At 40.4% G+C, this 11,549-nt stretch carries 11 protein-coding genes; 3 read left to right on the forward strand and 8 right to left on the reverse strand.

The genetic code is table 11. The features are described 5' to 3' along the window. Positions 1-241 precede the first annotated feature (241 nt). Positions 242-2,074, reverse strand: a complete 1,833-nt coding sequence (locus tag PE36_RS22635; RefSeq protein ID WP_006034450.1) for an ABC transporter ATP-binding protein — start codon at positions 2,072-2,074, stop codon at positions 242-244. A gap of 320 nt (positions 2,075-2,394) precedes the next feature. On the opposite strand from PE36_RS22635, the gene PE36_RS22640 reads away from it, so the two are divergent. Beyond that, positions 2,395-3,648 carry an aromatic amino acid transport family protein gene (locus PE36_RS22640; protein WP_043994998.1) on the forward strand — a complete coding sequence of 418 codons (1,254 nt, stop codon included), beginning with the start codon at positions 2,395-2,397 and terminating at the stop codon, positions 3,646-3,648. A 71-nt stretch (positions 3,649-3,719) separates the two neighbouring features. On the opposite strand, the gene PE36_RS22645 is transcribed toward PE36_RS22640, so the two are convergent. The 5 genes from PE36_RS22645 to PE36_RS22665 all read right to left on the reverse strand — a co-directional run bounded on the left by PE36_RS22645 (position 3,720) and on the right by PE36_RS22665 (position 8,671). Next, positions 3,720-4,292: an acyloxyacyl hydrolase gene (locus PE36_RS22645; protein ID WP_006034452.1), complete on the reverse strand. Its 573-nt coding sequence runs from the start codon at positions 4,290-4,292 to the stop codon at positions 3,720-3,722. A gap of 105 nt (positions 4,293-4,397) precedes the next feature. Further along, positions 4,398-5,297 carry a hypothetical protein gene (locus PE36_RS22650; RefSeq protein WP_006034453.1) on the reverse strand — a complete coding sequence of 300 codons (900 nt, stop codon included), beginning with the start codon at positions 5,295-5,297 and terminating at the stop codon, positions 4,398-4,400. Positions 5,298-5,538: 241 nt separating this feature from the next. Beyond that, positions 5,539-5,859, reverse strand: a complete 321-nt coding sequence (locus tag PE36_RS22655; RefSeq protein ID WP_043994999.1) for a YdbL family protein — start codon at positions 5,857-5,859, stop codon at positions 5,539-5,541. 16 nt (positions 5,860-5,875) lie between these two features. Continuing rightward, complete coding sequence (locus PE36_RS22660) at positions 5,876-6,058, reverse strand: YnbE family lipoprotein (RefSeq protein ID WP_006034455.1); 183 nt, start codon at positions 6,056-6,058, stop codon at positions 5,876-5,878. 9 nt (positions 6,059-6,067) lie between these two features. Continuing rightward, the gene (locus tag PE36_RS22665; protein WP_006034456.1) at positions 6,068-8,671 is read right to left on the reverse strand and encodes a YdbH domain-containing protein; all 2,604 of its coding nucleotides are present in this window, start codon (positions 8,669-8,671) and stop codon (positions 6,068-6,070) included. Between the two features lie 123 nt (positions 8,672-8,794). Between PE36_RS22665 and PE36_RS22670 the strand changes: the two genes are divergently transcribed. Next, positions 8,795-9,046, forward strand: coding sequence for a hypothetical protein (locus tag PE36_RS22670; protein WP_006034457.1), 252 nt, complete (start codon positions 8,795-8,797; stop codon positions 9,044-9,046). Between the two features lie 14 nt (positions 9,047-9,060). On the opposite strand, the gene PE36_RS22675 is transcribed toward PE36_RS22670, so the two are convergent. After that, positions 9,061-9,585, reverse strand: a complete 525-nt coding sequence (locus PE36_RS22675) for a M48 family metallopeptidase (protein ID WP_006034458.1) — start codon at positions 9,583-9,585, stop codon at positions 9,061-9,063. 146 nt (positions 9,586-9,731) lie between these two features. Between PE36_RS22675 and PE36_RS22680 the strand changes: the two genes are divergently transcribed. After that, positions 9,732-10,076: a YajD family HNH nuclease gene (locus PE36_RS22680; RefSeq protein ID WP_006034459.1), complete on the forward strand. Its 345-nt coding sequence runs from the start codon at positions 9,732-9,734 to the stop codon at positions 10,074-10,076. Between the two features lie 106 nt (positions 10,077-10,182). On the opposite strand, the gene PE36_RS22685 is transcribed toward PE36_RS22680, so the two are convergent. Beyond that, positions 10,183-11,478 (reverse strand): BamA/TamA family outer membrane protein, encoded by a 1,296-nt coding sequence (locus PE36_RS22685; protein WP_006034460.1) that lies wholly within the window; start codon positions 11,476-11,478, stop codon positions 10,183-10,185. Positions 11,479-11,549 lie beyond the last annotated feature (71 nt).

Here is an 11,549-nt window from a genome sequence, read left to right on the forward strand (position 1 = left end):
ATACCCAAGCTACTTCAAGGTGCACAATCAGCAAACCGAAAGGAGAGGATATTCAAGGCATGAAATCGAGGATTTAGTTATTCTAAATCAAGATTTCATAACGCCGAAGATGCCTTCATTCGGTTTGCCCTGCTCGTATCTGATACAGCACCTTGAAGTAACTTGGGTATAGATGCAGCTCCGTATATTGAGTAATATACGAGCTGCATATATTTATTGTGATTGATATAATGACTGCTGACTAAGCATTCTCACCAATGAAACCACCGGTTTGATGGGCCCAAAGCTTGGCATAGATGCCGTGTTGCGCAAGCAGCTCTTGGTGTGAACCCTGCTCCACTACACGACCTTCATCGAGAATAATTAAACGATCCATTGCCGCTATCGTTGATAGTCTATGCGCAATCGCAATGACTGTTTTACCATCCATGAGTTCATTTAAACTATCTTGAATGGCCGATTCAACTTCAGAATCTAACGCCGAAGTCGCTTCATCTAATACCAGGATTGGTGCATCTTTTAATAATACCCGCGAAATGGCAATACGCTGACGTTGCCCACCCGACAGTTTAACCCCACGCTCACCCACTTGCGCATCATAACCCTTGTTACCAAAGGTATCCGTCAAGGTGCTAATGAACTCATCGGCACAGGCTTGCTTGGTCGCTTGCAGTAACTGTGCTTCGCTAGCATCAGGATTGCCATACATAATATTTTCGCGAATGGTACGATGTAATAACGAGGTATCTTGTGTCACCATCCCAATTTGACCGCGTAAACTGTCTTGCTGGACATCACTGATATTTTGGCCATCAATTTTAATTGATCCCGATTCCACATCATGAAAGCGCATCAACAAGTTAACCAAGGTCGATTTACCCGCCCCAGAGCGACCAACTAGGCCGACTTTTTCACCCGGTTTAATCTTCAGATTTAACTTCTCTATCACACCCGCTGATTCGCCATAATGGAAACTGATGTTATCAAATTCGATTTCACCTGCTGATACAGTCAGAGGTTTAGCATTTGGTTTATCTTCAATTTCGATCGGCTTGGCTAAGGTATTCATACCATCAATCACTGTGCCCATATTCTCAAACAGACCACCAATTTCCCACATGATCCACTTCGACATACTGTTTAGACGTAACGCCAAGCTGATCGCAACCGCAATAATACCTACACTTAAACTCGCGTCTAACCACAGCATGATCGACATCGCAGCAACACCAAATAATAATAAGTAATTTAATAACTCGACACAGAAAGTGAAACCGGTAACCAAACGCATCTGTTTATGGACCGTCACCAGGAATTCGTCCATGCCTTCTTCGGCATACACCATTTCGCGAGAGTTATGCGAGAACAACTTAACTGTGGTGATGTTGGTATAACTATCAACTAACCGGCCTGTCATCATTGAACGGGCATTGGCTTGTTCTGTCGAGATCTTCTTAAGCTTCGGCACAAAGTATAACTGGATAGCAATAAAACCAACAAGCCACGCCAGCATCGGCAGCATCAAGCGCATGTCTGCTTGCCCAATCATAACTAACATCGCCATAAAATACACTGCGATATAGACCAATACATCCAGTAACTTCATCACTGTTTCACGTACAGACAAGGCAGTTTGCATTACTTTGGTGGCAATACGTCCGGCAAAGTCACTTTGGAAAAAAGACACACTTTGACGTAATAAATAGCGATGTGCTAACCAACGAATAGACATAGGGTAATTACCCAACAATGTCTGATGCATGATCAACGAGTGCAACAATACCAATAGCGGCATCCCCACCAGTATCAATACACTTAAACCAATGAGGTTGGCACTCTCATCATTTAAGAAATGTTCAGGTTCATGAGTAGATAGCCAATCTACCAGCTGCCCCATAAAACCAAATAGCGATACTTCTAATATCGCAATCATCGCGCTAAGTATTGCCATCGCTAATAAAGGCGATTCAAAACCACGGGTATAATAACGGCAGAAAGCGACGAGATCTTGCGGCGGCTGTTCTGGCTGATGCTTGGGGAACGCCGAAGACATTTTTTCAAAAAACTTAAACATAAAGGATCATTATCTGAGCAAATTAAAGACTTCGCTATGGTACTACGTTATTGAATAACTTCGTAGTCTGAACAACAAAATCGGCAAGATCACCTCAGATATTTAGATAGTTAAAGCCTCGCAGGTAAAGCTGTAAATATTAGTTTCCAATCTAATGTGCATATTTTACACTAAAGCTATTGCACTAACCCCTACATTATAAGTAAACTCACCGCGTCTTAATAGTTTATCTATATTCAAGGAAGTTGTTGTAAACATAAGTTTACACATTTTCAATCGAGATCCGTAATGGAATGTTTTATGACTGTGAATAAGGTTTTATAACTGTGAATAAAATAGTAGGAAGTACCCTTATTATTGCTGGCACCGCTCTTGGTGGTGGTATGTTAGCTTTACCCCTTGCATCCGCTGGTTTAGGTTTCTATCCCGCCGCATTTTTGATCATCACTAACTGGGCGTTAATGACGTATACCGCATTACTTATGTTAGAGATCCACCAACATGCAGAGCATGATGCAACGCTTAACTCACTGGCTAAAAATTTATTGGGTAAACCCGGTCAATATCTCGCAACGTTTGCTTCTTTCTTCTTATTCTATGCGCTTTGTGCTGCATACATCGCTGGTGGCGGTTCGCAGTTAACTAACAAGATTAATGATTTCATGAGTTTAGAATTAACGCCTCAGTTTGGCGCTATATTACTGACAATCGTAGTGGCGACAGTTGTATCTATCGGTACGCACTCTGTGGATATCGTAAATCGGGTATTGTTTAGCGTGAAAATTGTTGTCTTAGCACTGACACTAAGCCTGTTATTTCCACACGTTGAATCGATTAATTTATTAGAAATGCCAGTACAGCAAGGTTTGCTACTATCTGCGTTACCGGTTATTTTTACATCGTTTGGTTTCCACGGCAGTATCCCATCAATCGTACGTTATGTGGGTATTGATATTAAAACACTGAAAAAAGTAATGATCTGCGGTGCATCTGCGCCACTGGTTATCTATCTGTTATGGCAAGTCGCGACGCAAGGTGTATTAAGCCAGACCGAGCTAATGGCGAATAACTCGCTAACTAGCTTTATTGCATCGCTCAGCGATGTATTACAACAACCGCACGTAAGCCAGTCAGTCTCAGTGTTTGCCGATCTTGCTTTAGCAACGTCATTCTTAGGTGTGAGCTTAGGTTTGTTTGATTTGTTATCAGGCATGATGAAACGCACTAACACTGGTCTTAATAACAGCAATGACAGCGGCGCTAACGATAGCACTCGCACAGACGGTAAATCGCACCGTTTAAAAACAGCGCTTGTCACATTTTTACCACCACTGGCTTTTGCGCTGTTTTACCCACAAGGATTTATTACGGCGTTGGGTTATGCCGCAATTGCATTGGTTATTCTAGCGATCTTCTTGCCTGTGGCGATGGTTTCTAAGCAACGTAAAGCACAAGCAAGTGGTTATAAAGTTAGCGGTGGTAATGTGAGTCTAGTACTTGCTAGCTTGATGGGTTGCGTGATCATCGCTTCGCAGTTTTTACAAATGGCGGACGTGATCCCTGCGGTTGGTTAAAGCCATTCTGAATGAGTAATATGAAACCGCCCAGCAAGATGTTTCGCGCATCAACGCTTGGCGGTTTACGCTTAAAACTTGAAATGTAACCGTAAGCCCGTGTTATCCATGCCACTATTACGATCGCTACAAAAGTCCCCATGTGATACGTGATCCCAAAACAGGGCAATTGAAATCTGTTTTTCCACTTTATAACCGAGTTCAAGAGACTCTCTGAACAACCACCAACAGCCTAATGTTGTCAGCCCATCATCTTCTTCTACCACGCCACTATTACCATTATGCACTGCCATGCCAAGACCCAGACTAGCAAAGAAAGATGCTGTAATATCAAAATCCCACATAAAACCAGCATAAAGAAAACTGGTATCGCCCACCGTATTAATGGTGGTGCCTATAAAAGGTTTAGGTTCACCGAGTGCCCTCAGCAATTTGGGGGGTTGAAAATGTATTTCCATATTTACATCAGTACCGTTTTCTTCTCTAGACGCGATTGGGCCAATATTATGCGCTAATATACCGACACGAAATTCAGCGATGAACGGAAGACGTGTTTCAGGATCATCCATTTCTGATGCCGCATTCACCGAATTAACAGTGATCAGTAATATTAAACACAGTAAGCCGAACCGACAAGTCATCATCGATATATTCACCAAATTGTTTAAAACAAGCCATTATCACAATATTAATCATAGCTCGTTGCGTAAATTTTACTTATTTATGCCCCAGTGATATCAATGGTCACTTTATTCACACGCTCCTCGAGAGAAACTTAAATTAATGATATTTTCTAAGCTTTCACTGTCTCCATTGACGATATCAACGGTCACATAATTACCGTCATCAATAAACTCAACAAGCGTTGCTGCTCCACAGACCTTATCGCGTATGAACATCTTCGAGTTAGCTTGCAATGTTTCCATATCATACGAGCTCAACTTATTGCCCATACCATTTAGCTCTAACACAATATCCACAGCGTTTTCATTAATATTAAAGTGGGTCATCTTTATGCGATCATCGGTCTCGGTGAAATATTGAGCATAGGATGTTCGCACTTCTTCTTTAGACTTTTGCAGTTGAACATACGAAAAAAGTCCAAAAACAAGAAAAGACCAAAACGCAGCTGCAAGCAATAACCACAGATAATTCAACCCGGTTAATTTACTATTCGCCTCACCCAGTACATCCTCGCCAGCATAATTGGCTAACGATTGCGCGTTATACAAAACCCAACCTGACACAGGCAGGACCAATAAGCTTAAAATGAATGTGAGTTGTGGTGCATACCCATATTCAGACAGATTGCCAACGATTTGACAACCAATAGAAAATACAACATACATGGTTGCTAGATAACGAATACTTTTAGGTGCTGCACCCGTTTTTTCTTCATATTTCTGTTCAAATAATGAAAACAACTCATGAACAAAGAAAATAGAAAATATGCCTCTCATCACCGGCCATACATCTTTATTTGTGCTTTTTTTGCATTGGCTCCAATGTTTATAAAACCAATAAACAGTGTATAAACCAAATGAACTAATAAATAAAATTAACAGTTTTTTTTGAGAGACGACATAGAATTCTATCTCGCTTGATTGTGATTCACTTTCCTTGTCAGTACTTTCGATGTTTACCATCATGACAACTTCCTTTATTGAATTTATTCCATATCTATATGAGTATATTGAAGTTTATTTGAAGTAACAAGGGGCTGACTATGGCAATATGTTTAAGCAGGGATATTTCACATAAAGGGTTAAACGTTTAGCATAAACATAAAAGCCCCACCGTCATGTTGTTAATACATCACCGCAGAGCTTATGCTTTTTAAACGTTACTGTTTTTATGAACGTAATTGTTTTTATAAACGTAATAGTATGGCTATTTCTTCTTCCACTGTCCTGGAGAAGATTCAATAAACTGACCTTTAGCTGTCATCGACATGGCTTTTTTAGCCGCGCGTGCAGCAACAGATTTAACCGTAATATTATGCTTTGTAGCAAGTTCTTGATATTTAGCTTTACGCTTATTATTAACCGTTGTAACTAACGTATTCACTTCGTTACTTGGCTTTACAGCGCCAAGATAACCGTTGACTTGCTCACCGACTAATCCTGCTTGTTTCGCGTCTTGTAGGTTCATCGCCTGTACCGAAAATGACATCGCGATTAAAATAATCAAGGCTGAAAAAATTCTTCTCATTGTAATCTCCATTTCACTAGAATAACTCATCATCGCTAAATACATCATCTAGCTCTTTATCTATTTTCACTTTAATCTCGTGATCAATCTTTACATTTAAATTAATCACAATCGGTTTATCGGGAACAGCAAGCTGTACTGTTGGTGTACAACCTGCGATAAGTACAAGTAAACTTGCACTAAATAACAGTGCTTTCATATTATATCCTTATGGGTGATTCATTTTATCAAGCGCATCATACAGCGCATCATTAATTCTTAAACTACGAAATAGCTGCAATACATTTTCTTCATGGGAATAATTAAATTCAATTGGCTGCGCCACACTCGGGTTATGCCCTTTGATATTAATCGTTAATTTGGTATCTCCGCTGGGCTTATAATCAATATCACTGTGTAACGAATCATAATGTAAGTTTTCTAACAGTTCTAAAGCATAGCGTAATTGTGGCTGAGTTAACTTTAACTGATCTATCGTGACATTATCCTTTATTTGGATCACCCCACCTGCACCTTGCTGCTCTATTGAGCCATCGGTTATTGATATCCCAGCGCCCTGAACAATAAAAGGTAAATCAGCTTTTAATAAGCCAGTCACTTTCACACCAGGAACGTTATATAATTCAAGTACCTCAGGTAAAGATAGATTGCGAACCTGTAACTGACCAACAATATGATCAAAATCGGTAATTAACAACGGCGATACCGAAATAGTGCCAGAGAAAGCCTTTGCAGATGCATTATCAACCACCACTTGCAGCTTTTCATCAGCGAATGATACCAAGCCAGAGAAATTAACGTCAGTGGTGACAGGCCCCATGTCAACGGATGAAATGTCACTATTAATATTACATTTCGCATTTAACGATGTGGCTAAATCAGGTTTATCCGCAACAATGCTACACATCCATGTAGCATTGATATCAGTAGCAGTTATCTCATTAAAAGTACTATGATCGGCGGTGAGTCCACCCGACATACTGGCTGTTAGATACCTTTCTTGTCCATTCAACATCACCTGATATTCAAGTCTGTTTGTCACTCGTGCAGGCAAGTTAAGTCCAACAGGTAAAGGATATATATCCGTAATTAAAGATGGAATGGTTTGCTTAGGAAATTGCCATTTACCCTCCAATTTGTGCGGCGCTAAATTGAATAGCTTAATGGTATTTTTACTTTTCAATACCACATCATCCAACTGCCAATCAGAACTTACGCTCACTGTTTTAGCGCTAAAACGTCCCTGATGCTGCGCAGTCAATCGCTCCAATTTATATTCGTGCTGGTATTTGGTATTGAACAAGGCTGTCGATAAAGCAAAGTCAAACGGTCGTACCTCACCCTTGTCGATATTCACTGTCATCGGAGCGAGTAAAGCAACCTGAATATCCTCGCTGGATATATCCATGTAGTTAAATTTCTGCGCCGTGAATGCGGCTTCATTAACGGTGACTTTAATATTCATTGCTGACTCGGTCGGATTGACGTCAATATGTCCTTGCGCGTTTAGTTGTACTGGTACATGAATATCACTGACATAATGACTGTTGGTGATCATAGCGAACGACCAATCACTCAGCCACGATTGCGGGGTTAACTGTAATTTCTGCGCCTTTACAACCACGCTATTTTTAGCTGTTTTATCCAGCATCTGCACTTTCATACCGAGCTGCTTTGCTTGTACTTGCCAGCGTTGAATATCACTTTCCTGTATTGAAAGCTGTAAAGATAAAGGTAACTCAGGTGTAATAACGATAGGTGCTAATGTTGGTGACGCTTCTTTGTTAAACGATTGACAAGCCGTTTTGTCTATATTGAATAGCTGAGTATAAGGCGCACATGTATCTGCGGTGAGATTGATTGGATCTATATGCGCGATGTTTAAATTAACATGCTCAGGTAACCAATCGATACCCTCAAGCACGAGTACGGTATCGACAATAACATCTGCATTGGCAATCATTGCTTGTTGGTTATGACTCATTCCAAGATTACTGAATGACAATTTGACGGCCACATTATCTATCAACTGTGGATCGAACCTTGTTTCAAGCGTTGCAGTGCCTACGATAGTGGTGTTCAGATCGGGCAACAGCTTATTCACAATACTGCTGATATTGGTTAAATCTGTCGTTAATTGCGCTTTAATGAACGCTTGGTTATCAACATTATTGCGATCGACATTGTTGCTATCAACATTATTATCAAAAATATAGTTTAATTTAGCTTCTAACAGGTTTCGTCCTGCCTGCCACACTGAAAAACCAAACTCAGGAACACCCGCCATATATTTAAAGTCGATGTCTTTGATGGCAATAGAATTCAAGTCCAAAGCCTTGAAGTCTATTACTTTGAAAATGTTGTCCTGGAAGTGAAGTTGTTCTAAATTAAGCTTAGGTAAACTACTGCCCTGCACTGCTATGTTAGTAATATGAAGATCGGGTATCCAATTCGGTAACTCTGGTAAGCTAAGCGGCGTGATGGCAGTTTGCGTTGCCGCTTGATTGGTTTGGCCTTGCGTAGTTTTTTCAAACTGTAAGTAATCGACATACAACTCAAGCTGTGCAAGAGTAACCTTCTTGATAAAGAAAGGTTGCTGTAAGTCAAATTGAACCGCGAGTCCATTTAACGTCGCAACTTTTACACCGTAAGGGGCTGCGAAATGATTAGTAACACCGACGATAATACGTTCACGATATACCAAGGTGACAGCGACACTTGATAGCATCAGAATTAGCAGGCTTAAGATCCAGGTTCTGAGTTTATTCGATGATTTTGTTGTTTTTTTATTGGTGTTGTTCGACGCCGACATTGAAGTGCTGACCTTTACGAATATAATTTCCTATCCTGAACTACAAACATAGTGAAATCAAGGATGAGAAGCGTGTAAACTACAACATTATTTCTGATACTACTTCCCATAAGAAAAATTTAAATGGCAAAACCGAACAAAAAAGGTCCCACTCAAACAGTTGAGATCTCATGCAGTAAATGTAAAACACTGCTGTTTAAGTACCGTAAAGGCGGTAAAGGCAGCCTGGTGAAATGTTTTAAAGAGCGTATCGTCACAGACTACTGCGAAACGCCCTGTACTTGCCCTAAATGTGGACAAATCTTCGCAAGAGACATGCTAATCAGAGGCACGCCAGCTTATAAAATGGTGGGTGGCAAGGTAACGATGAAGTAGCCGTCTCGAACTAATTAATAGATCTCGCCTCGAAATTCGACTTGAGTTAAATACAAACGCATATCAAATTCTAGCTGATGATAGTCAGGCAACATATGCTCGCAAAGCTTATAGAAGGCTTTGTCGTGATTTTTTTCGCGAACATGCGAAAGTTCGTGTACCGTTATCATTTGTAAAAATGCTTCTGGACAACGTCTAAACATCTCACTGATCCGGATCTCGTTTTTACTTTTTAATTTATTGCCCTGCACGCGCGATACAAAGGTATGTAAACCCAGTGCGTTATTCACCACATGAATTTTAGGATCATAAATAATCTTGCTGATCGGCGATGATTTCTTTAAATAATTATTCTTTAAATCCATAACATATTCACGCAATTTCTTATCATTGGTAATGACATGCGTTGTCGGGTATTTAGTTAATAAGAATTGACTAAGCTTATCCTGCTCTAACATCAATTTGACCTGGCTTTTAACTTGATCTGAATAGGCTGACAGGTATTTAAGTGCGGTTGAATCTATTTTTGAGACTGACATAGGTAGCTAAAATACTGGTAAATTGAATAGCGCATATTTTACCTCATCCACTTTTGTTCTGATACCCATAACTGGCTTAAATAATCAGTTGATCAGTGTTCGATATACTTTTACAATACCCTTTTGATTATTATGGATGCACAGTTATGTCATCAGATACTTTAGGTTCCAGCGTAACGTATAAGCGTATGGAGCAAGGTTATCGCGAGAAAGCACTTAAGTTATTCCCATGGATATGTGGCCGTTGCACACGCGAGTTTGTTTATTCTAACTTAAGAGAGTTAACGGTTCACCACATGGACCATGACCACAGTAACAACCCGAATGACGGTAGTAACTGGGAATTACTCTGCTTATATTGTCATGACAACGAGCATTCAAAATACACTGAGCACGATCAGTACGCGACAGAAATTGAAGCCGGTGATAACAATCAAGACTCAGCGACTTACAATCCTTTCGCTGATTTAAAGTCAATGTTCAAGAAGTAACCATTGATTTAGAGCTTATTAAAAAGACGAAAAAGCCGTCATTGTATACCTTATAAATGAGTAACAATGACGGCTTTTTTATGTCTTTAACATCGTGTTCTTACCGTTAGAATGGTTGATTAACCATAAACCAAGTTTGGCCACCATTTTCACTTTTAGCAAAATCAATACGTACTAATACGCCTTCCACGTTAAACCGTAAGCCTAAACCAGCAGTCCATTTCAAATCATCGTGTAATGCCGACAAATCAAAGCTATCAGCAACCTGCCCTGTTTCGACAAATGCAGACCACTGCCACCAAGGGAAGTCATAAAATGGTAAGTTATGTAATGGTTGCCAATGCGGTTTTACACGGTATTCAGCGCTGTAAGATACTGCGCTGCGACTATAGAATTGCCCTGACGAATAACCACGTAAGCGGTTAAAGCCACCCAACTTGATACCTGCAAACGCAGGTGGACGATGTTTATCCGCAACGCCAGTGCCACTATCCCATGTTGGTGTATCGGCAAGGTAATAGTTAAATGCTAAGACTTGCTCTTTAAAGAACATATTCCCATCAAATGGCACAAATGCACTTTGCTCTAATTCCCAAGTCGTCCAGCTGTTACGCTCATCGTTACCAAAATCACGACGTACGGTAAATCGAGTTTGACTACCTGATTCAGTATCACCAATACTGTCACGGTTATCCCAGTCAAACTTTAGTTCTAACCCTTGAGCGACATCGGGTAAATTGTCGTAACCAGTGACATCACGCTTTTGTTGAAACGGCGTAACATTAATACTGGTAACGCCAGATTCCAGTGGATTAAACGCCATTTCCCCACGTTCCGGCTTCAAACTACGCGCAGCACCATTGGCACCTAAACCCCAAGGTAATACATATCTCGCATTTACACGTAACGAAGATTCAGTCCCCTCTGCAATAATTTCGTTGGTCGTACGGGGTTCGCCTGGCGCTCTTGCAGCTGGAACATAATAAATACCGTTACTTAAATAACCACGGTAATATTCCGTCGAGAACAACCAAGATTTCAGACCTGGCAGTGCGTAATTGTTGAATGAGATAAAACTAATATTACTGTCATTCTCACTGTATATGCCAAGTCCGAATATCGATGCTTGCGGCTGTCCAGCATGTTTGACAATACCGGATACGCCAACGGCAGTGCCCAATTGTTCTGTTGATATAATAAAAGGCACACCTGCGACTTCAGTATCAAAGTGAGGCATTTTTGTTACTTGATCGGTATTACCGTTAGCAGTAGCATCACTGCTTTCAGTACTATTTTCGGTACTATTCTCAGAATTACTTTTTGTAGTATCTTCGGCATTAACCTGAGTTGTTAGCAGTAATACACTACATAATAGCGAGACAAAAATATTCTTATAAGACACGAACACTCCAAAAAGGTAGTAAAAAAGTACTAATTAATATAGGTCAGGAAGATAGCCCAAAACGCGATATT

Origin of the sequence: Moritella sp. PE36 (assembly GCF_000170855.1) — a bacterium.
Taxonomy (GTDB): domain Bacteria; phylum Pseudomonadota; class Gammaproteobacteria; order Enterobacterales; family Moritellaceae; genus Moritella.

What these genes read in the sequence shown, in the direction of transcription:
- PE36_RS22635 (WP_006034450.1), bottom strand. Translation starts at nt 2,074, where the DNA reads ATGTTTAAGTTTTTTGAAAAAATGTCTTCGGCGTTCCCCAAGCATCAG.
- PE36_RS22645 (WP_006034452.1), bottom strand. Translation starts at nt 4,292, where the DNA reads ATGATGACTTGTCGGTTCGGCTTACTGTGTTTAATATTACTGATCACT.
- PE36_RS22650 (WP_006034453.1), bottom strand. Translation starts at nt 5,297, where the DNA reads ATGATGGTAAACATCGAAAGTACTGACAAGGAAAGTGAATCACAATCA.
- PE36_RS22655 (WP_043994999.1), bottom strand. Translation starts at nt 5,859, where the DNA reads ATGAGAAGAATTTTTTCAGCCTTGATTATTTTAATCGCGATGTCATTT.
- PE36_RS22660 (WP_006034455.1), bottom strand. Translation starts at nt 6,058, where the DNA reads ATGAAAGCACTGTTATTTAGTGCAAGTTTACTTGTACTTATCGCAGGT.
- PE36_RS22665 (WP_006034456.1), bottom strand. Translation starts at nt 8,671, where the DNA reads ATGTCGGCGTCGAACAACACCAATAAAAAAACAACAAAATCATCGAAT.
- PE36_RS22670 (WP_006034457.1), top strand. Translation starts at nt 8,795, where the DNA reads ATGGCAAAACCGAACAAAAAAGGTCCCACTCAAACAGTTGAGATCTCA.
- PE36_RS22675 (WP_006034458.1), bottom strand. Translation starts at nt 9,585, where the DNA reads ATGTCAGTCTCAAAAATAGATTCAACCGCACTTAAATACCTGTCAGCC.
- PE36_RS22680 (WP_006034459.1), top strand. Translation starts at nt 9,732, where the DNA reads ATGTCATCAGATACTTTAGGTTCCAGCGTAACGTATAAGCGTATGGAG.